Source organism: Limnohabitans sp. (assembly GCF_040400975.1).
In the GTDB taxonomy this organism is placed as follows: Bacteria; Pseudomonadota; Gammaproteobacteria; order Burkholderiales; family Burkholderiaceae_C; genus Limnohabitans_A.
Genome location: NZ_JBBAPF010000021.1, coordinates 31,566 through 53,924 on the forward strand (window position 1 = coordinate 31,566; position 22,359 = coordinate 53,924).

Annotated in this window: 21 protein-coding genes and 1 pseudogene; 14 read left to right on the forward strand and 8 right to left on the reverse strand. The window is 61.5% G+C overall.

The genetic code is table 11. The features are described from left to right. Positions 1 to 15: 15 nt before the first annotated feature. The 3 genes from ABWQ00_RS12100 to ABWQ00_RS12110 all read left to right on the forward strand — a co-directional run bounded on the left by ABWQ00_RS12100 (position 16) and on the right by ABWQ00_RS12110 (position 2,392). Positions 16 to 675, forward strand: coding sequence for a protein-L-isoaspartate O-methyltransferase family protein (locus ABWQ00_RS12100; RefSeq protein ID WP_353238932.1), 660 nt, complete (start codon positions 16 to 18; stop codon positions 673 to 675). 7 nt (positions 676 to 682) lie between these two features. Next, complete coding sequence (locus ABWQ00_RS12105; protein ID WP_353238933.1) at positions 683 to 1,012, forward strand: rhodanese-like domain-containing protein; 330 nt, start codon at positions 683 to 685, stop codon at positions 1,010 to 1,012. A gap of 69 nt (positions 1,013 to 1,081) precedes the next feature. Continuing rightward, complete coding sequence (locus ABWQ00_RS12110) at positions 1,082 to 2,392, forward strand: TolC family outer membrane protein (protein WP_353238934.1); 1,311 nt, start codon at positions 1,082 to 1,084, stop codon at positions 2,390 to 2,392. Positions 2,393 to 2,406: 14 nt separating this feature from the next. Here the strand turns inward: ABWQ00_RS12110 and ABWQ00_RS12115 are convergent, their stop codons facing one another. Then, positions 2,407 to 2,778 (reverse strand): Fur family transcriptional regulator, encoded by a 372-nt coding sequence (locus ABWQ00_RS12115; RefSeq protein ID WP_353238935.1) that lies wholly within the window; start codon positions 2,776 to 2,778, stop codon positions 2,407 to 2,409. Between the two features lie 87 nt (positions 2,779 to 2,865). Here ABWQ00_RS12115 and ABWQ00_RS12120 point away from each other — a divergent pair, with 87 nt between their 5' ends. Genes ABWQ00_RS12120 through ABWQ00_RS12130 form a run of 3 tightly spaced genes read left to right on the forward strand, consistent with a single transcriptional unit; the run spans position 2,866 to position 5,712 of the window. Then, positions 2,866 to 4,065, forward strand: a complete 1,200-nt coding sequence (locus ABWQ00_RS12120; protein WP_353238936.1) for a hypothetical protein — start codon at positions 2,866 to 2,868, stop codon at positions 4,063 to 4,065. Then, positions 4,046 to 4,954, forward strand: coding sequence for a metal ABC transporter solute-binding protein, Zn/Mn family (locus ABWQ00_RS12125; RefSeq protein ID WP_353238937.1), 909 nt, complete (start codon positions 4,046 to 4,048; stop codon positions 4,952 to 4,954). Before ABWQ00_RS12120 ends, ABWQ00_RS12125 begins: the two co-directional genes overlap by 20 nt. Continuing rightward, a complete protein-coding gene (locus ABWQ00_RS12130; RefSeq protein WP_353238938.1) occupies positions 4,954 to 5,712 on the forward strand; it encodes a metal ABC transporter permease in 759 nt (252 codons plus the stop codon). The genes ABWQ00_RS12125 and ABWQ00_RS12130 overlap by 1 nt, the downstream gene beginning before the upstream one ends. On the opposite strand, the gene ABWQ00_RS12135 is transcribed toward ABWQ00_RS12130, so the two are convergent. From ABWQ00_RS12135 to ABWQ00_RS12145, 3 genes are all read right to left on the reverse strand, one after another. Next, positions 5,657 to 6,997: a 3-deoxy-D-manno-octulosonic acid transferase gene (locus ABWQ00_RS12135; protein WP_353238939.1), complete on the reverse strand. Its 1,341-nt coding sequence runs from the start codon at positions 6,995 to 6,997 to the stop codon at positions 5,657 to 5,659. The two genes, ABWQ00_RS12130 and ABWQ00_RS12135, sit on opposite strands and share 56 nt — an antisense overlap. Before the next feature lie 87 nt (positions 6,998 to 7,084). Further along, a complete protein-coding gene (locus ABWQ00_RS12140; protein WP_353238940.1) occupies positions 7,085 to 8,158 on the reverse strand; it encodes a glycosyltransferase family 4 protein in 1,074 nt (357 codons plus the stop codon). Between the two features lie 22 nt (positions 8,159 to 8,180). Beyond that, positions 8,181 to 9,584 carry a phosphomannomutase/phosphoglucomutase gene (locus ABWQ00_RS12145; protein WP_353238941.1) on the reverse strand — a complete coding sequence of 468 codons (1,404 nt, stop codon included), beginning with the start codon at positions 9,582 to 9,584 and terminating at the stop codon, positions 8,181 to 8,183. 83 nt (positions 9,585 to 9,667) lie between these two features. Here ABWQ00_RS12145 and ABWQ00_RS12150 point away from each other — a divergent pair, with 83 nt between their 5' ends. Both ABWQ00_RS12150 and ABWQ00_RS12155 read left to right on the forward strand, forming a co-directional pair. Then, positions 9,668 to 10,204: a methylated-DNA--[protein]-cysteine S-methyltransferase gene (locus tag ABWQ00_RS12150; protein ID WP_353238942.1), complete on the forward strand. Its 537-nt coding sequence runs from the start codon at positions 9,668 to 9,670 to the stop codon at positions 10,202 to 10,204. Further along, complete coding sequence (locus ABWQ00_RS12155) at positions 10,201 to 11,097, forward strand: DMT family transporter (protein ID WP_353238943.1); 897 nt, start codon at positions 10,201 to 10,203, stop codon at positions 11,095 to 11,097. Before ABWQ00_RS12150 ends, ABWQ00_RS12155 begins: the two co-directional genes overlap by 4 nt. Here ABWQ00_RS12155 and ABWQ00_RS12160 read toward each other — a convergent pair. Both ABWQ00_RS12160 and ABWQ00_RS12165 read right to left on the reverse strand, forming a co-directional pair. Beyond that, a complete protein-coding gene (locus ABWQ00_RS12160; protein ID WP_353238944.1) occupies positions 11,078 to 12,130 on the reverse strand; it encodes an RNA methyltransferase in 1,053 nt (350 codons plus the stop codon). The genes ABWQ00_RS12155 and ABWQ00_RS12160 overlap by 20 nt on opposite strands. A 5-nt stretch (positions 12,131 to 12,135) precedes the next feature. Then, a complete protein-coding gene (locus ABWQ00_RS12165; protein ID WP_353238945.1) occupies positions 12,136 to 12,357 on the reverse strand; it encodes a SlyX family protein in 222 nt (73 codons plus the stop codon). A gap of 186 nt (positions 12,358 to 12,543) precedes the next feature. Here ABWQ00_RS12165 and metK point away from each other — a divergent pair, with 186 nt between their 5' ends. Beyond that, complete coding sequence (gene metK / locus ABWQ00_RS12170; RefSeq protein WP_353238946.1) at positions 12,544 to 13,725, forward strand: methionine adenosyltransferase; 1,182 nt, start codon at positions 12,544 to 12,546, stop codon at positions 13,723 to 13,725. Positions 13,726 to 13,900: 175 nt separating this feature from the next. Further along, positions 13,901 to 14,545 carry a phosphoribosyltransferase gene (locus tag ABWQ00_RS12175; RefSeq protein ID WP_353238947.1) on the forward strand — a complete coding sequence of 215 codons (645 nt, stop codon included), beginning with the start codon at positions 13,901 to 13,903 and terminating at the stop codon, positions 14,543 to 14,545. A 52-nt stretch (positions 14,546 to 14,597) separates the two neighbouring features. Here the strand turns inward: ABWQ00_RS12175 and ABWQ00_RS12180 are convergent, their stop codons facing one another. Continuing rightward, complete coding sequence (locus tag ABWQ00_RS12180; protein ID WP_353238948.1) at positions 14,598 to 15,032, reverse strand: host attachment protein; 435 nt, start codon at positions 15,030 to 15,032, stop codon at positions 14,598 to 14,600. Positions 15,033 to 15,195: 163 nt separating this feature from the next. Between ABWQ00_RS12180 and ABWQ00_RS12185 the strand changes: the two genes are divergently transcribed. From ABWQ00_RS12185 to ABWQ00_RS12195, 3 genes are read left to right on the forward strand one after another with little or no spacing between them, the layout of a single operon-like run. Further along, positions 15,196 to 15,948, forward strand: coding sequence for an ABC transporter ATP-binding protein (locus tag ABWQ00_RS12185; protein WP_353238952.1), 753 nt, complete (start codon positions 15,196 to 15,198; stop codon positions 15,946 to 15,948). 5 nt (positions 15,949 to 15,953) lie between these two features. Then, a complete protein-coding gene (locus ABWQ00_RS12190; RefSeq protein WP_353238949.1) occupies positions 15,954 to 18,335 on the forward strand; it encodes an ABC transporter permease in 2,382 nt (793 codons plus the stop codon). Beyond that, a complete protein-coding gene (locus ABWQ00_RS12195; protein WP_353238950.1) occupies positions 18,332 to 19,588 on the forward strand; it encodes an efflux RND transporter periplasmic adaptor subunit in 1,257 nt (418 codons plus the stop codon). The genes ABWQ00_RS12190 and ABWQ00_RS12195 overlap by 4 nt, the downstream gene beginning before the upstream one ends. A gap of 25 nt (positions 19,589 to 19,613) precedes the next feature. On the opposite strand, the gene ABWQ00_RS12200 is transcribed toward ABWQ00_RS12195, so the two are convergent. Continuing rightward, on the reverse strand, positions 19,614 to 21,092 hold the full coding sequence (locus ABWQ00_RS12200) for an amidase (protein WP_353238951.1): 1,479 nt from the start codon (positions 21,090 to 21,092) through the stop codon (positions 19,614 to 19,616). A gap of 309 nt (positions 21,093 to 21,401) precedes the next feature. Here ABWQ00_RS12200 and ABWQ00_RS12205 point away from each other — a divergent pair. Then, positions 21,402 to 22,298, forward strand: a pseudogene (locus tag ABWQ00_RS12205) (IS256 family transposase); the annotation flags it as partial. Positions 22,299 to 22,359 lie beyond the last annotated feature (61 nt).

Here is a 22,359-nt window from a genome sequence, read left to right on the forward strand (position 1 = left end):
CAGGAGTTACCGCACATGGATCTGAACCAAGCCCGCTTCAACATGATTGAACAGCAAATCCGCCCCTGGGAGGTGTTGGACCCGAATGTGTTGGCCCTGCTGTCCACCGTTCGGCGCGAAGACTTTGCCCCCTTAGCGCACAAAGCCTTGGCCTTTGTGGACATGGAAATCCCTCTGGGCAGCGCCCCCAACCAAGTCATGCTGGCGCCGCGCGTGCAAGCCCGCCTGCTGCAAGACCTGGCCGTGCGTGCCACCGACAAAGTGCTGGACATTGGCACGGGCTCTGGCTTCATGGCCGCCTTGCTGGGCCACCAGGCCACCAGCGTGTTGAGCCTGGAAATCGACCCCGCCTTGGCCGCCCAGGCCCAGTCCAACTTGCAAAAAGCGGGCGTGACCAACGTCACCGTGCGCCAAGCCGATGGCAGCCAGGGCGCAGCCGCAGACGGCCCCTTTGACGCGATTTTGCTCAGCGGCTCGGTGGCCGAGGTGCCTGCGGTTTTGCTGCAACAACTGAGCATCGGCGGCCGTCTGGTCGCCATCGTGGGCGATGAGCCCATGATGCGCACCACCTTGATCACCCGCAGCGGCGAAAACAGCTGGAGCACCACCGAGCCTTGGGACTGCAACGCCCCACGCTTGTCGGGCTTTGCAGAGCCTTCTCGCTTCAAATTCTGAGGTCAGCATGGAACAGATCTACCCCGCCCAAGTTGCCGAATGGGCCAGCCAGCAAACCCAGCGGCCCATCCTGCTGGATGTCCGCGAAGCCTGGGAAGTGCAGACGGCCTGCGCCAAACCCGAAGCGCTGGACCTGGTTCACATGCCCATGCAGTCCATCCCGGCCCGCCTGGACGAACTCGACAAAACACGCCCGATCGCTTGTTTTTGCCACCACGGTGGCCGCAGCATGCAGGTGGCCAGCTTCTTGTTGCAACATGGCTTTCAGGTCGTGAATGTGGCGGGTGGTATCCACGCATGGTCGGCGCAAGTCGACTCCAGCATCCCGGTTTATTGAGCCCGCTGTGGGCCGTGTAACGGTCCACCCTCGACCCTTGATGGGCCGCTTTTGATGAAGATGAACGCCATGACCCTTTGCAACCTGCCCCTGACTTTGGCCCTGATGGCCGCCTTCACTGGACACGCCTCGGCCCAAAGCTTGTCCCAATTGCTCGAGGCGGCCAAAGGGCACGACGCCACGTACAAATCGGCCCGTTCGCAGTTTGACGCCAGCTTGGCCCGTGCCGAGCAAGCCAAGGCGCTGCTTCGACCTACCGCCAACTTGGGTGCTGGTTTGTCCAAGAGCGACATCAACCTCACGGGCCCGTTGCCCAGCCGTCAACAGGAATCACGCAACTTGACCTTCAGCGGCAGCCAGCCCTTGTTTCGCCCCAGCAACAAAGCCAGTTATGAGCAAGGCATGAAACAAGTGGCGCTGGGCGAGGCCCAACTCAAGATCGCCGAACAAGACCTGATCGTGCGCTTGAGCCAGGCTTACTTTGATGTATTGACGGCCCAAGAAAGCCTGAACTTTGTGAAGGCCCAAAAATCGGCGGTGTCTGAACAGCTGGCCGCGGCCAAACGCAATTTTGAAGTTGGTACCTCCACCATCACCGACACCCGCGAAGCCCAAGCCCGCTTTGACCTGGTCACCGCGCAAGAGATTGCTGCCGAAAACGATTTGCGCGTCAAACAAGGCATCTTGGCCGACACCGTGGGGCAGCCTCAGGTCAAACCCCAACCCTTGATGGCGGCCGCCAACATCGACCGCTTGCAAACCGGCACAGTGCAATCTTGGGTGGCGCAATCGAGCCAAAATAACGGCAATCTTGCAGCGGCCCAGATCGCCCTGGAGGTGGCTCGCCTGGAGATCGAGAAAGCCAAAGCGGCGGAAAAGCCCACTCTGGACCTCAATGCCAGCTATGGCATGAACCGGTTCCAAAATGTCACCTCAGTTCAATTCAACAACAACAACGCCACCATCGGCTTGGCTTTCAACATGCCGCTGTACACCGGGCAAGCCAGCCAAAACCGCATCCGCGAAACAGTGGCCTTGGAAGAAAAAGCGCGCAACGACCTGGAAGCTGCGCAGCGCAATGTGGCCCAGTCCACACGCACCGCGTTTTTTGGCGTCGAATCGGGTTTAAGCCAGATCAAAGCCCTGCAAGCCGCCGAGGCCTCCAGCCAAAGCGCTTTGGATGCCAACAAGCTGGGATACCAAGTGGGTGTGCGCATCAACATCGATGTGCTCAACAGCCAAAGCCAGTTGTTCCAGACCAAACGCGATCTGGCCAAGGCCCGGCACGATGTGCTGGTGGGCCAACTGCGCCTGCGCCAAGCGGCTGGCGTTCTCAAAGCGGACGATGTGAAGAATTTGGACGGCTTGCTGCGCCCCTGATCGGCCTCAGCGGTTCAAGCTGCGCAGCCAGCGCAGCGGCCGTAAAAAGTGAGCTCGTGGGAGGCCAAGACATAACCCTTGGGCAACAAATGGCCCAGATCGCCGGGGCAGGCATCGATGTCAAACACCTTTTGACAACTGCTGCAATGGAAATGGTGGTGGTGGTGGTGCCGGTGTGACTCATAACGGGTGGCTTCGCCCGGCAAAGCCACCACATCCACCACACCGTCTTCCACCAAACCTTTGAGGTTCCGGTACACCGTGGCCAAGCTCAGGCTGGGCACACTTTTTTGCGCCTCCAACAACAGTTCTTGGGGCAGCAGCGGTTGCCCCACAGCGGCCAGGGCTTGCGCAATCGCGGTTCGTTGACGGGTTGATCTTTCCACGCCGCGAGCTTACTGCAAAAAAATTTGATTTTGCTACTGATAAACCATTATCATTAGAGCATTGCAACTTTTGATGAGCTCCAATCCATGACCGCTAAAAACCCACTGATCGCCCTGTCAGCCCTCGCTGGGGCGCTGAGCGCTGCGCCCATGAGCACCTGGGCCCAAAACACCCCACCCACTGAGCGCTGGCAAGCCGGCGTGGTCTTGGACGCCGCCAGCACCTCACGGGGTTTGGAATTGGGCGCGCGCGACCAAGGTGTGGGCCTGGGCCACAGCGACGTGCTCTTGCGCGGTGCCTTCAATGAGCACCTGAGTGGCGAGGCGATCCTGGGCTTTCACACGGCAGACCGCAAACTGGAGCACCACCTTGAAAACGCCTGGGTGCAAACCCGCAGCCTGCCCCAAGGGCTGCAGGTCCGGGCCGGTCGGTTTGCCTCACAGATCGGTTACCTGAACGAGCTGCATCCGCACACCGATGACTTCGCCGAGCGGCCTTTGCTGTACCGGGCTTTTTTGGGAGGGCACTGGTACGACGATGGCCTGCGCATGAACTGGACTGCACCCACGCCTTTTTACTTGCGCTTGGGCGCCGAGGTGTTTGGGGGTAAAAAACTGGTGCCTCAACCAACGGCCGAGTCGGGCAACCGCGTCACCACCTTGAACCTGAAAGTCGGCAATGACATTGGTCGCAACAGCAGCTGGCAATGGGGCTTGTCACAGCTGAACAACCAACGTGTCAGCGCATTAGCCGAAGAGGGTGGTGACCATGCCGATGACCTCGGCCATGGCCACGGCCACGGCCACGCGGCCCGATTCACCGGCCAAAGAATGCAGGTCAGCGATTTGGTCTGGAAATGGTCGCCCCAAGGCAACAACCGCAACCAGCAAGTGCGCGTGAACTGGGAATACGCCCAAGTCAGCCGAATCCACCCCATGCTGGACCCATCACTCAAGCACTCTGCATCGTCCGTCGGCGCAGTGTGGCGCTTTCACCCCGCGTGGGAAGCGGGGGTGCGCACCGACTTGGCACGGGTGAACCAAGCCGAAGTTCACCACGAAGACGGTCACGGCGATGAAGCGAAAGCCTATCAGGGCCGTTTGAAAGAAAATGCCATCATGTTGGCCTACAAACCCTCGCACAAACAAACCCTGCGCCTGCAACTGACCCAGCAAAGCGCCCGAAATGGCGAAGCGGACCATGCCGTTTTTGCCAACCCGGCCAAACGCAGCATCCAGTTGCAGTATGTGGTGGCTTTCGGTGCCCATGGTGCGCACGCTTACTAAGCTGGCCCTGTCCCTGGCCATCACGCTGGCTCAGGGACATGCGCTGGCGCTCACGGTATTCGCTTGCGAACCCGAGTGGGCATCTTTGACGCAAGCGCTGTTGCCGGGTGCCAAGGTGTACAGCGCCACCCACCACCTGCAAGACCCTCACCACATCGAGGCCCGGCCCTCGCTGATCGCCCAATTGCGCAATGCCGACATGGCGGTGTGCACCGGGGCCGAACTCGAAGCGGGTTGGCTGCCCATGCTGCAGGCCAAGGCGGGCAACGCCAAGATCCAGAACGGACAACCGGGCATGTTTTATGCCGCCGACCACGTCAGCTTGGTTCATCCTTTCAAAGGCACGGTCACGCCTTTTTCGGGCGATGTGCATGTGCTGGGCAACCCGCATGTGCACGCCGATCCCCGGCGTTTGCTGTTGGTGGCGCGGGCCCTGGCCCCCAGACTCGCAGCCATCGTCCCGGCAGAAAAAGCGCGCATCGATCGGCAGCTCCAGCAATTTGAAACGACCTTGACCGACAAAATCCAAGCCTGGGAGCAATTGGCCAAACCCTTGCGGGGACGGTCTGTGGTCACGCAACACGCCAACTTTGGTTACCTGTGGCTGTGGTTGGGCCTGAACCCCGTGGCCGACCTTGAACCCAAACCCGGGGTCCCACCCACGCCCGCGCACCTGACACGAACGCTGGACCAAAGCCGAACGGCGCCGCCCATGGCCATCGTGATTGCCCAACACCACGACCCCCGGCCCGCCCAGTGGCTGAGCAGCCAGTTGGGTTCACCCCAAAAGATGGTCGTTCTACCGGCCACGGTCACCAGCGACGGCCCCGACGCCTTGTTCCGCTGGTTTGACCTGATGGTCAACCGCTTGGTGCAGGTGGCACCGTGATGGCGATGCAGGCCTGGCTCGCCCTGCCGATGCTGGCCCTGTTGGGCGGCCTGTTGGCGCTGTCGCCGCTGGGCAGCCAAGTGCTGCGCCGCGGTGTGGTGTTCATTGATTTGGCCGTGGCGCAAGCCGCTGCCGCAGCGGTGATCGGCGTCCATTTTGTGCTCGACTTGGAGTCGCTTGGGCTGGACCAACTGGCCGCCAGCGCGGGTGCACTGGGGGTGAGCCTGGCCATTGCGGGCATCACCCGGCGCTGGCCCGCCCAGCGTGAAGCGCTGATCGGCTTGCTGTATGTGGCCGGTGCGTGCCTGGCCATGTTGGGGGCGAGTGCACACCCCCATGGCAAAGAAAAACTCATGCAACTGCTGGCCGCCGATGTGCTGTGGGTCAACAGCTCTAGCGTGCTGGCCCTGATGCTGTGTGCGGTCGTCATGGCCGTGGTGCGCCAGACCCGCTGGCTGGCCAAGGACACCGCGTTTTATGTCCTGTTTGCCTTGGTGACGAGTTTGGCCGTCCCTGCACTGGGTTTGTTTTTGGTGTTCAGCTGCTTGATCGCACCGGCTTTGTGGGTGGAAAGAGGCATGCGACATGTGACCGCCGTGCTGGCGGCCTGGGCCGCCGCCTTGACGGGTTTGCTCTTGTCGTGGTGGCTCGACACCCCCAGCGGCCCCACCATCGCCCTCAGCCTGACGCTGTGGGGCGTGGTCAGTTTGTGGATGGCGCCAAAGTCCCTTCAGCAAGCTGATCCCCCAAAGCCATGATCGCCTGCGCGTAACGGTCGGCCGCACCCCGGCTTTGCGCCACCATCTGCAGGCCTCGTTGCTGGGCCTGGGCCAAATCTGCAGGATGCTTCAACCAAACCAACACCTGGTCCAATGCGGCGTCCATGTTGGCGACGCGCCGGGCAGCGCCCAAGGCTTCGGCCTCCTCGGCCGCCTGCGCAAAGTTGAAGGTGTGTGGGCCCATGATGACTGGGCACCCGAATGCGGCTGCCTCGATCAGGTTTTGCCCGCCCAAGGGTTTGAAACTGCCGCCCAGCAAAGCCATATCGGCCGCATGAAAGTACACCGGCATCTCGCCCACACTGTCGCCCAAAAAAACCTGTGCCTGCACCTGGGGATGCACCTGCGCCTGGGCAGCCGCCACAGGCCCATCGCCGTCGTCAGGCGGCAAGGCGCTTCGCCTGAACACCACCATGCTGCGCGACTGCAGGGCCGAATGCACCTCGTCAAAGCGCTGCGGGTGACGAGGCACCAAGAGCCACAGCACGCCCGCATCGCGCAAGGCTTGTTCGCGCTCGGGCTTGGCCGCCAGCGCGTCCAGCCACTCGGCTTCTTCGCCCTCGCGAGTGCTGGCCAACATGACCACCGGTCGCGGGCCTGAACCCGTGGTCCAACGCGACCGCCAAGACTGCGCCAGCGCCAGCGCTCGGGGCTGGTCTTGCACATCGAACTTGAGGTTGCCCAACACACCCTCGACCCGCGCGCCCAAAGACCTCAGGCGCTCAGCGTCGGCCTCTGTCTGCGCCCACACCGCCCGCAAACCCCGATAAGCCGGCCCGGACAGCCAAGACCCGCGCAGCGCCGAAAGCTGCGAGGCAGCGTTCAGTCGCGCATTGACCAAAAACAAAGGCACCCGAGCTTGCAGGCAAGCTTGCAACATGACCGGCCAGACCTCGGTTTCCAGAAGCACTCCGAACACGGGTTGGTGCTGTTGCAAAAACCGCCGCGTGGCCTGCCGTGTGTCCCACGGGAACCACACCTGCACATCGCCCTCTCGCAACAGGCTTTGGCCTTGCGCCCAGCCTGTGGCCGTGCTGTGCGTCAAGATCAAGCGCATGTCTGGCCAGCGCTGGCGCAAGGCCTCGATCAGCAAGCCGGCTGCGCGGGTCTCACCCAAAGACACCGCATGCACCCACACGGCACCAGGCAACACAGCAGGGGTGTCATAGCGGCCCAAGCGCTGCGGCATTTGGTGCAAATAGCCAGGCTCTTGCTGACCTCGCCGCCTTAACTTGCGCCACAAAAAAGGCTGTAACAATCGCATCAGGCCACCATACAGCCACAGCGTACAGCGCTCTACAAGGCGAAGGGGCATTGGAAAACCAAGCATTGAAAAACCAGACGCCTCAGCTCAAGGCTGGACGAACAACTGCGTGTACACGCGGCCAATTCCCTCGGCCTCTTGGGCCAAAGAAAACAGGTCCAGCACGCGCTGACGCGCTGCCTGCCCCATGCGCAGGGCTTGCTCGCGGTCAGACAAAACCCGCAACACCGCTTGCGCCAGACCGGGGGCATCGCCCGTGTCGACCATCTCGCCCGTCAAGCCCGGGATGCTGAGCTGGTCAAACGCGCCCGTGCGCGAACACACCAGCGCGCACTCGGTGGCCGCCGCCTCGAAGGGTGTGAGGCCAAAGGGTTCGTAACGCGGGCAGGCCACGCACAACAAACAGCGCTGGTACCAGAGGTGTACCTGCCCCGCAGGCACTTCGCCCAAAAAGACAATGCGCTCTGACAAGCCTGCTGCCGCAATCTTGGCCTTGAGCGCGTCTTGGTAAGTCTGGTGTTTGGGCTGGGCCAAACCGGCAATCACCGCCGTGGCCCCGGGCAGTTGGGGCAAGGCTTCGATCATCGCGTCCACAAACACATCGCTGCCTCTGTCGGGCCGGACCCGGCCAAACACCCCAATGCCGTACTCGCCCGGCAAACCGGATGCTTTCCAGGCCGTGCGCTTGTCGGGCGGCGGTGAAAACCGCGACAAATCAATGCCGTGCGGCACCACCGCCGTGGTGTTGGGAACAAAAGAAGCGGCCAATGGCGTGGTCGAGATGACCGCGTCCATTTTGGAAATCAACCAACGTGGAAACGCGCCGTGCAAATGCTGTGCGGCAGAGGTGAACACCAGTTTGATGGGCAAGCGCAGCACATCACGCGCAAAAATCGCGGCCATCATTTCCGGGTCGCGACGCACATGCCAGATCCGAAATGCACGGCCCTCGGGCGGCTTGCACGACAGGCGAATGGCCTCGCGCAAACCCATGCCATCGATGCCGTTGGACATGCGCATGCCGCAAAACCCCAAGCGCCACTGGTGCGCCTGTAAGGGCACCAAGGCGTTGATGGTGGCCGACACCCCGGTGTAACGCTCTTTGAGGTTGAAGACGATGACCTCTGGGTCTGGGCTGAGCACAGCGTTGGCGGGATTCATGTCGGGCTTTCGCTGCAAGCGTTCAATGCGCAGAGGCTTGAATCTGCGCATCGGGCTTGACCGAGCGCAGCAGCGCCAACATGTCGCCTTCGATGCGGTGCAGTGCCTCGGGGGTCTGCCCCTCAAAGCGCAGCACCAGAACTGGCGTGGTGTTGGACGCGCGGATCAGGCCAAAACCATCGGGCCAGTCCACACGCAGGCCGTCGATGTCGCACACCTGGGCCGGCGCACTGAAGGCGCTGGCGGCCCGGGCTTGCAAGGCGCGGGTCACGCTGTGCGGCTCGCCTTCGGCGCAGGCCACGTTCAGCTCGGGCGTGCTGAAGCTGGTGGGCAAGGCATTGAGCACCGCGTTGGCATCGGGTGCTTTGCTCACAATCTCCAGCAAACGGCAACCGGCGTAGGTGCCGTCGTCAAAACCGTACCAGCGCTCCTTGAAGAAGATGTGCCCGCTCATCTCGCCGCCCAAAGGCGCTTGACCGCCTGCGGCCTCAATCGCCCGCATTTGGGCCTTGATGAGCGAGTGGCCGGTTTTGTACATCAGGGCTTTGCCGCCAGCCGCTTCGATGGCCGGGGCCAGTCGCTGCGAGCACTTCACATCAAACAAGATGGTGCCGCCGGGCACGCGGCTGAGCACGTCTTGCGCAAACAACTGCATCTGGCGGTCGGGGTAAATGTTGTGGCCGTCTTTCGTAACGATGCCCAAACGATCGCCGTCGCCGTCAAAGGCCAGGCCCAACTCGGCACCTGAAGTTTTCAGAGCCTTGATCAAGTCTTGCAGGTTTTCCGGTTTGCTCGGGTCAGGGTGGTGGTTGGGGAAGTTGCCATCCACTTCGCTGAACAGCTCGATCACCTCGCAACCCAAGGCACGGAAGATGCCTGGCGCCGAAGCGCCCGCGATGCCGTTGCCCGAATCGATCACGATCTTCATGGGACGAGACAAACGGATGTCCCCCACGATGCGCTGGGTGTAGTCGGTCAGCACCTCTTGGTGCTTCACGCCTCCGCCGCCCTTCAGCTGCCAGGTTTCGGCTTCCATCATTTGGCGCAGCAGCTGAATTTCGTCGCCATAAATGGCGCGACCGCCCAGCACCATCTTGAAGCCGTTGTAGTCCTTGGGGTTGTGGCTGCCCGTGACCTGGATGCCGCTTTGGCACAAAGTGCTGGCCGCAAAATACAGCATGGGCGTGGTGGCCAAGCCGATGTCGATCACTTGGATGCCTGCGGCCACCAAACCGCGAATCAGCGCCGCCGACAAAGAAGGGCCGCTCAGGCGGCCATCGCGCCCCACAGCCACTGTGGCTTGGCCTTGGGCCAAGGCGTGCGTGCCAAAAGCCTTGCCCAAGCCCTCTGCCACAGCTTCGTTCAAGGTGGAGGGCACCACGCCACGGATGTCATAGGCTTTGAAAATGGTGGGGGTGATTTGCATGCGTTGTGCCTCACTGAGAGCCGCTGTGGCCCGTTTGATTCGCTAAGATGAGATTGTAGGCGGACCACGCTAACATCCACCCCATGAAGCCCTTGAGCACACTGCACACACTGCGCACAGACAGCCCCTTGGGGCCGATCACTTTGGCAGCCAGCGCCACAGGTTTATGCGGCCTCTGGTTTGACGACCAAAAACACGGCCCTACCGAGGACCAACGCCAGCCCTGGCGCCCAGATAAAGACCACCCAGTGCTCCAAAGCGCCGCTGTCCATTTGCAGGCTTTTTGGGCAGGACAGGCCCTGCCATGGTCAGGTCCACTCGATTTGTCGGTCGGCACGGCCTTCCAACAATCGGTCTGGCGGGCATTGCTGCGCATTCCCGCTGGAGAAAGCCAAAGCTACGGCGAATTGGCGCGACAACTGGACAAGCCCCTGGCGGTCAGGGCGGTCGGGGCGGCTGTGGGGCGCAACCCGGTGAGCATTTTGGTGCCCTGCCATCGTGTCTTGGGTGCTGGAGGTCAACTCACGGGCTATGCGGGTGGACTGTTGCGTAAGCAGGCTCTTTTGAAGCTCGAAGGCCATCCCATTGGTCAACTTACACCAGCCCTGTTTTCTGAATGAACACCACGCCACAGCGCGGCTGGCTGCCCGACTTCTTGATGCTGGCCGCCATCTGGGGGGCTTCTTTCATGTTCATGCGCTTGGCCGCGCTGGAACTGGGCGCCCTGCCCACGGCCGCCATGCGCGTGGCCATTGCCACCTTGTTTTTGCTGCCCCTGTTGGTGGCCAAAGGCCATTGGCATGTGTTGCGTCACCATTGGCGGCCCGTGTTTTTGGTGGGACTGTTCAACAGCGCCATTCCATTTGCCTTGTTTGCCTTTGCGGTCATGCACATCAGCACCGGGCTGTCGGCCATCTTGAACGCCACGGTGCCGCTGTTTGGCGCGCTGGTGGCTTGGCTCTGGTTGCATGACAGGCCGGGTTTGTCCCGCACGGTGGGACTGGCGATTGGTTTTGGCGGGGTGGTTTTGCTGGTCGGTGAGCAAGCCAGCTTCAAGCCCAATGCATCAGGCGTGGCCCCAGTGTGGGCCGTACTGGCGTGTTTGGCGGCCACCACCTGCTATGCCTTGTCGGCCAGTTTCACCAAAAAACACCTGCCCAGCATGCCGCCCTTGGTGGCGGCCACCGGCAGCCAAATCGGGGCTACGCTTGCGCTGGCTGGGCCCGCGCTGTGGTTTCTGCCTGAGCACATGCCCTCGGCCCCAGCTTGGGGTGCCTTGCTGGTCTTGGGTGTGGTGTGCACCGGTATCGCCTACGTGGTTTATTTTCGGCTGATCGAACGCGCCGGTCCCGCACGCGCTTTGACGGTGACTTTTTTGATCCCGGTGTTCGCCCTGGTTTACGGCGTGATCTTGTTGGGTGAACACATCACCCCATGGATGCTCGGCTGCGGCGCCGTGGTTTTATTGGGCACCGCCCTGTCGAGTGGCTTGCTCAAGCTGCCGGAGCGTTGATGCGGCGGTGGATGTGCACGCGTTGGTCCCGCTGCAACACATCCCTGGCCCTCAGTTGCCCACAGCCCCCGTCCACATCTTGGCCCGCTGACTGGCGCAATTTGGTCAGCACACCGCGCTGGTGCAGCGTGCGGGCAATGGCCGCCGCCTTCTCCCAAGTGGGGCGAGCAAAGGGCAAGTCGGGCACCGCGTTGTAAGGGATCATGTTCATCAGCGCGTATTTGCCCTTGAGCAGACGCACGATGCCGTCGATTTCTTCTGCGCTGTCGTTGACGCCTTCTATCAAGGTCCACTGGTACTGGATCGGATAACCCGTGGCACGGGCATACACCTCACCCGCCTCCACCAGATCGTGTGGGTCAAAGCGTGGCGCACGCGGCAGCAGTTGCGCCCGTAAGTCGGCCCGGGTGCTGTGCAGCGACAAGGCCAGCGCAGGCTTGACGCGACCTTGCGGCAAACGCTCAAACACCCGCGCATCGCCCACAGTAGAAAACACCAAATTCTTGTGACCGATATTGCCCACGGTGCCCAGCAGGTCCATCGCCTCCATCACCGCGTCGAGGTTGTGCGAAGGCTCGCCCATGCCCATGAACACCACCTTTTTCACCGGCCTGAGCGTGCGGGCCAGCGCCACTTGCGCCACGATCTCGGCGCTGCCCACCTGCCGGATCAGGCCTTCGCGTCCGGTCATGCAAAACACACAGCCGACTGCGCAGCCCACCTGGCTAGAGACACACAGGCCATCGCGTGGCAGCAGCACGCTCTCCAACGTCTGGCCGTCTTGCAGCCCGACCAACAAGCGGGCCGAGCCGTCTTGCCCCGGGTGCTGCTCGCGCAAAGTAGCCAAGCCGGCCAGCGTTTGGCTGAGCGCAGGCAAAGCCTCGCGCACCGCAGTGGGCATGAAGCTGTGCAGTGGCCTGCGTCCGCTGTCTTGGGCTTTGGCTTGGGCCCACAAACGCAGCACCCGCTGCTCATGCAGCGCATGGGCACCCAAGGCGCGCAAGTGGTTGCGGACGTCCTGAACGCTGTGCATGGGGCTCAGTAATGGGGCGGGATCTCGTCACGCGGGTTGCGCGTCTCGGCGCCGCCGCCCGATTCAGGCAAGCGCTCACGCAACTGGCGCAGCTCTTGAATGAGTGCGTCGATGTGTTGCTGTTGGCGGTACACCTGGGCGTTGAGCTGATCCAGAAGGTCTTCGGCAAAGCCGGCCTTGATCTCCAGCTCGACCAAACGGTTTTCAATGGGGGTTGGGATATCCATGATGCTTATTGGACATGATTATTGGTCGTGATTTCAAAGGGGTTTGATCATCTTTTATAATTCACCGTCGCCGAGTTATCTGAACTACTTGCAGGGCGACTCATAAATTCTGCTAAAGCGTTCGCCAGGCTCCAAAGTTAAAGGGTCGGCAACGCCGAAATCCACTTTAACCAAGGAGCTTTTTTCATGTCTCAGAACTTCCTCTTCACCTCGGAATCCGTCTCTGAAGGCCACCCCGACAAGGTCGCCGACCAGATCTCTGACGCGATCCTCGACGCTATTTTTGCGCAAGACCCCCGCAGCCGCGTGGCCGCCGAGACCCTGACCAACACCGGCTTGGTCGTGCTGGCCGGTGAAATCACCACCAACGCCCACGTCGACTACATCCAGGTGGCCCGCGACACCATCAAGCGCATCGGCTACGACAACACCGACTACGGCATCGACTACAAAGGCTGCGCCGTCATGGTGTGCTACGACAAGCAGTCCAACGACATCGCCCAAGGCGTGGACCACGCGTCTGACGACCACCTCAACATCGGCGCTGGCGACCAAGGCCTGATGTTCGGCTACGCCTGCTCGGAAACCCCTGAGCTGATGCCTGCCCCTATTTATTACGCCCACCGCCTGGTCGAGCGCCAAGCCCAGTTGCGCAAAGACGGCCGCCTTCCCTTCTTGCGCCCCGACGCCAAGAGCCAGGTCACCATGCGCTATGTGGACGGCAAGCCCCACAGCATCGACACCGTGGTGCTGTCCACCCAGCACAGCCCTGACCAGTCCGAAACCTCGACCAAGATGAAGGCCAGCTTCACCGAAGCCATCATCGAAGAGATCATCAAGCCTGTGCTGCCCAAAGAATGGCTGCAAGACACCAAGTACCTGATCAACCCCACAGGCCGTTTCGTCATTGGCGGCCCCCAGGGTGATTGCGGTTTGACTGGCCGCAAGATCATCGTCGACACCTACGGCGGCGCTTGCCCCCACGGCGGTGGCGCCTTCTCGGGCAAAGACCCCTCCAAGGTTGACCGCTCGGCCGCTTACGCCGCACGCTATGTAGCCAAAAACATCGTGGCTGCAGGCTTGGCCACGAAGTGCCAAATTCAAGTGGCTTACGCCATCGGCGTGGCACGCCCGATGAACATCACGGTGAACACCGAAGGCACAGGCGTGATCTCAGACGACAAGTTGGCCGCTTTGGTGGCCGAGCACTTTGACCTGCGCCCCAAAGGCATCATCCAGATGCTGGACCTGCTGCGCCCCATCTACAGCAAGACCGCAGCGTATGGCCACTTTGGCCGCGATGAGCCCGACTTCACCTGGGAGCGCACCGACCGCGCGGCCGCACTGAAAGCGGCTGCAGGCCTTTAATCCAGCGCCCAGTCCAAACCCCACAAGGCTTGCTTCGGCAAGCCTTTTTTATTCCGCGCTGAAACACAAAGCCATCGCCCAAAGGGGAGGCTCCTACACATGTGTGGCCCCTGACACAGACCCGGGCAGGGCTTTATTTTGACAATGCAAGCCCACTCCTCTGTCAAAAACCGCCATGTTCCAGGACCGCCTCGACGCTGCTCGCCAACTGAGCCAAGCCCTGCGCCAGTACAGGGGCCAAAACCCCTTGGTGCTGGCCATACCCCGGGGTGCAGTGCCCATGGGCGAGGTGATGGCCAAAGCTTTGAATGGGCAACTCGATGTGGTGCTGGTGCACAAACTGCGCGCACCGTTTCAACCCGAAGTGGCCATCGGCGCGGTGGATGAAGCGGGTCGGACCAGCCTGTCAACCCACGCAGCGTCCATGGACCTTAACCCTGTCCATGTGAACGAAGAAATCAGTTTGCAACTCAAGACCCTGAAAACCAGACGCCAGCAATACAACGACATTCAGGCACCCATTCCAGTTCAGGGCCGCGTGGTGATTGTGGTGGACGATGGACTGGCCACAGGGGCCACCATGGTGTCGGCCCTCCAAGCCTTGCGCCAGCAACAACCGGCGCGGCTGGTTTGCGCGATACCCGTGGCCAGCGCCGATGCACTGCTGAAGGTCCAGACTTTGGCCGATGACACTGTTTGCCTGTCAAGCCCAAAAGATTTCTTGGCCGTAGCCCAGTTTTACCGCGATTTTCCGCAGGTCAGCGATATGCAGGTCTTGGCGATTTTGCGGGAACAAGCGGATACCGTCCCCCGTCACTGAATCCCCCGTCAAGCGGGTGAGTAGACCGATAGCCGCAGGCCTGCATGACCCTTCACAAACGGAAATAGGTCCGCAAACGCTGGTCCAGATCGGTCAGTCTCAAAGACGTCAGATCGAGCGAATGCTTGACACAAACAGCTTTTTGCACCGACGCATCCAGGTGCCTGAGCAGCTCACCCATGAAAGGCTTGGACACAATCAGCGCCAGCGATTTCAGACGAAGGCCCATGACGGCCTCGCGCAAATCATGGGCCAGTTCCTCCGCAAACGCGCTGCGGTGTGCATGTTTGAGGTCAAGCCGAGGGGCCAAACCGGCACGCCCCGCCAGCGACTGCCCCAGCGGGGCTCGTTCGGTATCGCGAGCGGGCATGCGGCTGGCTGGGTGGACCCAATCGGCCAACTGCAGCAAGGGCTCGGAGAATGATGAGCGCTCGAACAAACGTGCCTGCGAGGCGTTGGCCACCAAAATTCCATGCTGCTGTGTCATGTCTGTCCTTGAACGGTTGCATCTTGGCGTTGATTTTTTGGCAAGAGCCCCTACCGGTCAATTCACCCAAAGACATAGATCGATCGACCAAGGCTTGCAACCGTCAGCGTGAGGCTTGATGCGCATCAAGCTGTTCGCACGGCCCCTGTGCGTCAATGACCGCATGACCACCCACGCCACGACTTCACCGCCCGAGGCTGAGCCTTGCGTTTTTCGAGCTCAAGGTCTGAGCAAGGTTTATGGCGAAGGCCCTGCCGCTGTGCATGCGCTGCGCGGGGTGGACCTTTGCATCGTTCCAGGCGAGTTTGTGGTGTTGCTGGGGGCGTCGGGCAGCGGCAAATCGACCTTGCTGAACATTCTGGGAGGACTGGACAGCGCCACATCGGGCACTGCGCAATGGACACACCAGGGCCGCACGCACGAGTTGACCGGAGCCAGCGATGCCGAGCTCACGCGCTACCGGCGCGAGCATGTGGGTTTTGTGTTCCAGTTTTACAACCTGATCCCCAGCCTCACGGCCCGCGAAAACGTCAGCTTGGTCACTGACCTGGCCCATGAGCCGATGACACCCGAGGTCTCACTGGCTCTGGTGGGGCTGGCCGACCGCATGGATCACTTTGCGGCGCAGCTGTCAGGCGGCGAACAACAACGTGTAGCGATTGCCCGTGCAATTGCCAAACGCCCGCAGGTCTTGCTGTGCGATGAACCCACAGGGGCCCTGGACTGTGCCACCGGCATCGTGGTGCTGCAGGCCATCGAAAAAGTCAACCGCGAGCTGGGTACCACCACCTTGGTCATCACGCACAACGCACCCATTGCCGACATGGCCGACCGGGTCATGCGCATGGCCGATGGCCGCATCGTGGAGACCCGTGTGAATGCACACAAAGTGGCAGCAGCCACTTTGCACTGGTAAGCCCCATGAAGGCACTGGACACCAAGCTTTGGCGAGATCTGCAAAGCCTGTGGGCGCAGGTGCTCACCATTGCATTGGTCGTGGGCATTGGGGTGGCAGGTTTTGTGGGCATGTTTTCGGTGCACGAGTCGCTCAAAAATGCGCGCGACAACTTCTATCGAGACAAGCGCATGGCCGATGTGTACATCCGCATCCAGCGCGCGCCCCTACCACTGCAAGCGCGCTTGCTGGCCTTGCCGGGCGTGGCCGACATCCAGCTGAATGTGGTGCACGATGCGCAATTGGCCCTGCCCCATGCCCAAGCCCCGGTGACAGGTCGCTTTGTCGGTTTGGATCTGTCGCGCTTGCAGACACCAAGGCAAGGCATCAACACCCTGACGCTGCGCAGCGGTCGCTGGCCCGAGCCTGGCCGGACCCTTGAGGCGGTTGTCAATGAGCGCTTTGCCCAAGTGCGTCATTTGAAACCGGGCGACCAGGTCCAGGCCATCTTGAACGGGCAGCTGCAGACCGTGAAGCTGGTGGGCACGGTCATCACACCGGAGTATGTCTTTGCCTCACGCGGGGGGGAACCTGACGACAAAAGTTTTGGCGTTTTGTGGATCGATCAGCATCGCATGGCCGAAGTGTTTGACATGCAAGGCGCCTTCAATCAGGCTGCATTCCGGGTGTACGACAGCACCGACAAAAAGCAAGTCACGGCGCAGCTCATCACACAAGTTGACGCCTTGCTCGCACCCTACGGCACGCGCGGCGCCATGGGTCAAGACCAGCAAATATCTGCACGCATCGTGAACGATGAACTCTCGCAAATGCAAGTCATGGGCACGGTGCTGCCAGCCATTTTTCTGACCGTGTCCGTGTTCATCCTGAACGGGGTCATCGGTCGGCAAGTGGCCACTCAGCGCCAGCAAATGGCATCCCTCAAGGCGCTGGGCTACCCGGATCGGCGCATCGCGGGTCACTACATGGGCCTGGCCCTAGGCATCGCCGGTCTTGGCTTGCTGACAGGCTTACTGCTGAGCCAGTGGATCGGGCGCACCATGCTGGGTCTGTACGGCGAGGTCTTTCGCCTAGAGCACCTGGACTACGCCACCACGCCCTGGCTGGTGGCCACCGCTGTGGGCTTGGTGCTGGCAGCAGCCATGGCAGGCACCTGGCGCGCCATCCGGGCGGTGGTCCGCCTGCGCCCTGCGGTGGCCATGCAAGCGCCCGCGCCCTATCGGTATCGGCTCAGCCTGATCGAACGCGTAGGGCTGGGCCGGCATGTGGACGCCTCGGCCCTGATGGCCATCCGGCATGTCGAGCGCCGCCCCTGGCGAGCCCTGTTCACGGTCACGGGCATCGCGATGGCGGTGGCCTTACAAATTTCAGGGGCCTTCTGGCTGGACGCCATCGACCACATCGTGGACGTGCAGTACCGCCAGGTGTTGCGGGGCGATGTGGTGGTGAATTTTCAACAAGCGCTGGCCCCCTCGGTGCAGCAAGACCTGCTGCGCTTGCCTGGTGTGATGCATGCCGAAGTCCAGCGCAGCGAAGCTGTGCGCTTTCACGCAGGCTCCCGCAACGAAGAAGGCATGCTGCTCGGGCTGGCCCAGGGCGCAAGCTTGACACGCGTGATCGATGCCGAACAAGGGCCTGTGACCCTGCCAACGCACGGGCTGGTGTTATCGGCCCTGTTGGCGCATCAACTGGGGGTACAACAGGGTGAGCAGGTCGAGGTGGAATTTTTGATGGGTCGACAACACCGAGCCCGGATCCAGGTCATGGCCATCGTGCACACCATGATCGGCAAACAGGCCTTCATGGACCTGGAGGCCTTGCACCGCCTGACCCGCGAAGGTGCAGGCGTGACCGCGGCCAGCTTGCAGGTGGACCCCATGGCCATGCCGGCCTTTTGGCAAGCGGTCAAACAGGCCCCAGCCATCGTGTCGGTGCTCGACAAGGCTTCATCGCTGGCCGGGTTTCAGGAAACCACCTCGCGCAACATGGGCGTCTTCAGCACCGTGCTGACTTTGTTTGCCGTAGCCATGGCCGTGGGCATTGTGTACAACGCGGCGCGCATCAGTCTGTCAGAGCACGCCTGGGAACTGGCCAGTTTGCGTGTACTGGGCATGACGCGGGCCGAGGTGTCGGTTCTGCTGCTGGCCCCCTTGACTGCCGAGTTGCTGCTGGCGCTGCCGCTGGGCGCGGTATGCGGTTGGGTTCTGGCCGCGTGGCTGATGCACCTGATGTCTTCCGACAACATCGATTTTCCAGTGGTCATCGCACCCGACACCTATGGCTGGGCTGCCTTGATCGTGTTGACCGCAGGCTTGGTGAGCGCATTGCTGGTGCGCCGAGAGATTGACCGGCTCGATCTGGTCGCCGTTTTGAAGGTCAGAGAATGAACCGCATCGACGACACCTCCACCTTGAACGTCAAGCCTCCAGGGCGTTGGCACCCGTGGCGCTGGCTGGCATGGAGCGCTGCGGGCTTGCTGGGTCTTGGCGCGCTGGGGTGGTCATTTGCACCTCGCCCGCTGGTTGTGGAGGTGGCTTCGGTCACGCAAGGGCCTTTTGAACAAAGCATTGAAGAAGATGGTCAGCTGCGCCTGAAAGCGCGCTTCGGGGTCGCCGCCCCCATGGCCGGGCAACTGCTAAGGCCCAGTCTGCAAGTGGGTGACCGGGTGGAAAAAAACCAGGTGTTGGCCTGGCTGGCCCCCATGGCCTCGCCTCTGATCGACCCGCGCAACCAAAACGTATTGCGTCAACGTGTGGGTCGAGATGAAGCCACACAACAGGCCGCCCGCGCCCGCGTGGCGCAACTGCAAGCTGCGCTGGAGCAAGCCCGCCTGCAAACCAGACGAGCCGAACAACTCGCGCAACAAGACTTCATCGCCATCGCCGCACTGGACCAGGCCTTGAACGCCGAAAGCACCGCAGCGCAAGCGCTGGAGGCCGGGCACGCCGAGTGGCGTGCGGCCCAATTCAGCCTGGCCGAATCGCAAGCCGCATTGGGCCATACCATGACAACGGCAACCGCAGCTGCTGCCCCGCAAGGGCTGGTGCCCATCTCAAGCCCCATCAGTGGTCAAGTCGTCAAGCTGCACCTGAACAGCGCCGGGCCGGTGACAGCGGGACAAGCCTTGATCGACATCGGTGACGTCGCTGCACTGGAAGCAGTGATCGACGTGTTGTCTTCGGATGCCCGCCACATTCCTGTGGGTGCACCAGTGACCTTGTTACTCGATGGACGCCAAGACCGGCTGGATGGAAGGGTCAGGCGCGTTGAACCCAGCGCCTTCACCCGGGTGTCTGCTCTGGGCATCGAGGAGCAACGTGTGAACGTGCTGGTGGACCTGTTGCCCGTCACCCCAGCAGATGCGCAGGGCCTGGGCGATGGTTTTCGGGTCGAGGCACGCATCGTCCTGTCCCGCGTTGACCAAGCCCTGCGTGTCCCCAGCGCCGCCTTGGTGCGCAGCGGCGAGGACTGGCGTGTGTGGATCATGCGAAAGGAACGCGTGCAATCACGCAAGGTGCTGGTGAAAGACCGCAATGCCGAATTCGGCGCCATCGAGCCCGGCCCACTACAAGCTGGAGACCTGGTTGTCCTGTACCCAGCTGCACTGCGTGAAGGTCAGCGCGTCAAGGCCATGCCATAAAAGCGCAGGGCCCGCCCACCTTGGATCAGGCATCGTGGCTGACATGCACCTGGGGCACACGCCCCGCATGCCACTGACCACCCAAGGCGCGTTCGATTTGCGCGGCCAGTTGCAACAACAAGCCATCGTTGGCTTGGCGTGCCTGCGCATGAATGCCCAAGGGTAAGCCGTTTTCTTGCCAAGCCATGGGCAGTGAGATGCCCGGCATCCCGCACAGATTGGTCAAGGGGGTATAGGCAAAGTTGCACCACAGGTGCCCGAACCAATCGAGCACACTGGGGTTGTCACTGGTGGTCAGGTATTCAGTGGTGCCCAACTTGGGCGTGGGCAAAGCGGTGATCGGCGTGAGGATGATGTCCCAATCTTCAAAGAATTGAGCAAACGCACGCGAAGTGGTGTTGAACACCGCCTGCATGCGGGCCCGCTCGGTGAAACTGGTGTTCAGGCCCATCTCCCAAATCTTGATGTTGATCGGTTCCACCAGATCGGGCGAGGGCCTGTCCCAATCGCTGGGGGTCAACAAATTGGAGATGGTCTGCGCAAAATTGCTGATGTAGCACGTGGTTTGCGCATCGAACGCCGCCCGAAAATCCACTTGGGGCAAAGCCCAATCCACCCGATGACCCAGATTCTCCAAAAAGCGTCCTACCCGCTCCAACTCGGCCACAAAATGCGGCACGGCCCGAAAGTCGCCCCACTCGTGCGACAAGGCAATTCGAAGGCGTCCCGGATCTCGCCCGATCAGCTGGCTGTAGGGCTCGGGCGGCATCCAGTAGGGCATGAATTCGCCTGGCGCACCACCCCGGCAATGGTCCACAAATGCGGCCGTGTCGCGCACCGTGCGGCTTTGGCAGCCCTGGGTCGAGACCAAACCGGTCAAATCTGAGGCTGCAGGCGCAATTGAAAAAACACCCCGCGAAGGCTTGAGGCCGATGTTGCCGTTGCTGCCTGCCGGGATGCGGATCGAGCCACCGCCATCGGTGGCGTGCGACAGCGGCAGCACGCCCGCGGCCAGCGCCACCGCTGTGCCCGCTGAAGAGCCATAACTGGTGTACTCGGGGTTCCAGGGGTTGCGCGTGACATACACCGCCGGGTTTTCGGCCGAGCTGCACACGCCAAACTCAGGCGTGGTGGTGCGGCCCATGAGGTTCAGGCCCGCCTGGCGCATCTTGCCCGTGAGGAAAGTGTCAGCACTGGCCCTGTGGCCGCGCATCATCAAAGACCCCATCTCTTGCAAGCGCCCCTTCATCGTGGGCCCCAAGTCTTTCATGAAAAACGGCACGCCTGCAAACGGGCCGTCCAGGTTCAAGCCGTCCTTGAGCGGATCGGCCACCACGTCGTCAAACACCTCGACCACCGCGTGCACCGCCGGGTTGATTTTGGTCACCCCCGCCGCGGCCTGAGCGGCCAATTCAGCGGGCGTCACATCGCCACGACGCACCCGCGCGGCTAAAGCCACCGCATCGTGCTGCACCCACTCTTGCCAAGTCATTGCCAAAGTCATCGCTGTGCTCCATGTTTGATGGGCCTATTTGGCCAAAAAAAAAGCCAACCCATGAAGGTTGGCTTTTTAGCGGTTTGGTGGTGCAGAGGCGACTAGTTTCGAACCAACTCTCTCAACACCTGGGTACTGCTGAGGATCAGTGAGTATCGTTTGGGATGATTGTCCACTTTTCAGCAGCGCCGCGCATGCGGACTTGGGGTAGTGTGCAGACCTATGTGCAAAAGTCTTCTGCCTGAAACAAGGGGAAGGGTGGTCATGGTAAGAGGTTGATTGTCGAGATCGACCTTGAACCCCTGAGGAGGGCAAACCATGACCACGAGGAAGAGTAAAACGAAGTTGCCGGCGGTGGAAGCGTTGGTAGCGAGTGACCGCGACCTGATGAAGTCTTTGATGAAAGAAGCGCTGCAGGAAGTTCTGGAGAGCGAGATGACCGAGCATCTGGGCGCGGCGCCGGGCGAGCGAACAGAAGGACGAAATGGCTACCGATCAGGCTACTACAGCCGAGGACTGGTGACGCGCATCGGCAAACTGGAACTGCGGGTACCGAGGGATCGGAACGGCGAATTTTCCACCGCCCTGTTCGAGCGCTATGCGCGAAGCGAGAAAGCACTCGTTGCGGCCTTGGCCGAAATGTACGTGCAAGGCGTCTCGACGCGGAAGGTCAATGCGATCACCGAAGAGTTGTGCGGACACGGCTTCTCGGCCAGCAGCATCAGCCAGATCAACAAGAGCCTGGATGCCACCTTGGCCAAATTCGCCGGTCGGCGGCTGACAGAACCCTATCCCTACCTGATCCTCGATGCCCGTTACGAGAAAGTACGCGACGCCGGCGTAATCGAATCGCGTGCCGTACAGATCGCCATCGGCATCAACTGGGAAGGTCAGCGACAAGTCCTGGCCGTTGAATTGGCAAATCGGGAATCCGAGACCAGCTGGAAAGACTTTCTCGCCAAGCTCAAGGCCAGAGGCCTCTCGGGAGTGGAGTTCGTCGTATCCGACGACCACGCCGGGCTCAAGAAAGCGATCCGGGAAGCGCTGACGGATGCCGCATGGCAGCGCTGCTACGTGCATTTTCTGCGCAACGCCCTGGACTACCTGCCGAGGAAGGCCGACGACGATTGTCTGCAGGAACTGCGCTGGATCTACGACCGGCGGGACATTCAGGAAGCCAATCGGGATCTGGCGGCCTGGATCGGCAAATGGGCGGGCAAATAGTCGCCCCTGCAAAATTCATTTCAAGCCAGCGCCCAGCGTTGATCTGAGTTTT

What these genes read in the sequence shown, in the direction of transcription:
- ABWQ00_RS12100 (WP_353238932.1), top strand. Translation starts at nt 16, where the DNA reads ATGGATCTGAACCAAGCCCGCTTCAACATGATTGAACAGCAAATCCGC.
- ABWQ00_RS12105 (WP_353238933.1), top strand. Translation starts at nt 683, where the DNA reads ATGGAACAGATCTACCCCGCCCAAGTTGCCGAATGGGCCAGCCAGCAA.
- ABWQ00_RS12110 (WP_353238934.1), top strand. Translation starts at nt 1,082, where the DNA reads ATGACCCTTTGCAACCTGCCCCTGACTTTGGCCCTGATGGCCGCCTTC.
- ABWQ00_RS12120 (WP_353238936.1), top strand. Translation starts at nt 2,866, where the DNA reads ATGACCGCTAAAAACCCACTGATCGCCCTGTCAGCCCTCGCTGGGGCG.
- ABWQ00_RS12125 (WP_353238937.1), top strand. Translation starts at nt 4,046, where the DNA reads ATGGTGCGCACGCTTACTAAGCTGGCCCTGTCCCTGGCCATCACGCTG.
- ABWQ00_RS12130 (WP_353238938.1), top strand. Translation starts at nt 4,954, where the DNA reads ATGGCGATGCAGGCCTGGCTCGCCCTGCCGATGCTGGCCCTGTTGGGC.
- ABWQ00_RS12135 (WP_353238939.1), bottom strand. Translation starts at nt 6,997, where the DNA reads ATGCGATTGTTACAGCCTTTTTTGTGGCGCAAGTTAAGGCGGCGAGGT.
- ABWQ00_RS12140 (WP_353238940.1), bottom strand. Translation starts at nt 8,158, where the DNA reads ATGAATCCCGCCAACGCTGTGCTCAGCCCAGACCCAGAGGTCATCGTC.
- ABWQ00_RS12145 (WP_353238941.1), bottom strand. Translation starts at nt 9,584, where the DNA reads ATGCAAATCACCCCCACCATTTTCAAAGCCTATGACATCCGTGGCGTG.
- ABWQ00_RS12150 (WP_353238942.1), top strand. Translation starts at nt 9,668, where the DNA reads ATGAAGCCCTTGAGCACACTGCACACACTGCGCACAGACAGCCCCTTG.
- ABWQ00_RS12155 (WP_353238943.1), top strand. Translation starts at nt 10,201, where the DNA reads ATGAACACCACGCCACAGCGCGGCTGGCTGCCCGACTTCTTGATGCTG.
- ABWQ00_RS12160 (WP_353238944.1), bottom strand. Translation starts at nt 12,130, where the DNA reads ATGCACAGCGTTCAGGACGTCCGCAACCACTTGCGCGCCTTGGGTGCC.
- ABWQ00_RS12165 (WP_353238945.1), bottom strand. Translation starts at nt 12,357, where the DNA reads ATGGATATCCCAACCCCCATTGAAAACCGTTTGGTCGAGCTGGAGATC.
- metK (WP_353238946.1), top strand. Translation starts at nt 12,544, where the DNA reads ATGTCTCAGAACTTCCTCTTCACCTCGGAATCCGTCTCTGAAGGCCAC.
- ABWQ00_RS12175 (WP_353238947.1), top strand. Translation starts at nt 13,901, where the DNA reads ATGTTCCAGGACCGCCTCGACGCTGCTCGCCAACTGAGCCAAGCCCTG.
- ABWQ00_RS12180 (WP_353238948.1), bottom strand. Translation starts at nt 15,032, where the DNA reads ATGACACAGCAGCATGGAATTTTGGTGGCCAACGCCTCGCAGGCACGT.
- ABWQ00_RS12185 (WP_353238952.1), top strand. Translation starts at nt 15,196, where the DNA reads ATGACCACCCACGCCACGACTTCACCGCCCGAGGCTGAGCCTTGCGTT.
- ABWQ00_RS12190 (WP_353238949.1), top strand. Translation starts at nt 15,954, where the DNA reads ATGAAGGCACTGGACACCAAGCTTTGGCGAGATCTGCAAAGCCTGTGG.
- ABWQ00_RS12195 (WP_353238950.1), top strand. Translation starts at nt 18,332, where the DNA reads ATGAACCGCATCGACGACACCTCCACCTTGAACGTCAAGCCTCCAGGG.
- ABWQ00_RS12200 (WP_353238951.1), bottom strand. Translation starts at nt 21,092, where the DNA reads ATGACTTTGGCAATGACTTGGCAAGAGTGGGTGCAGCACGATGCGGTG.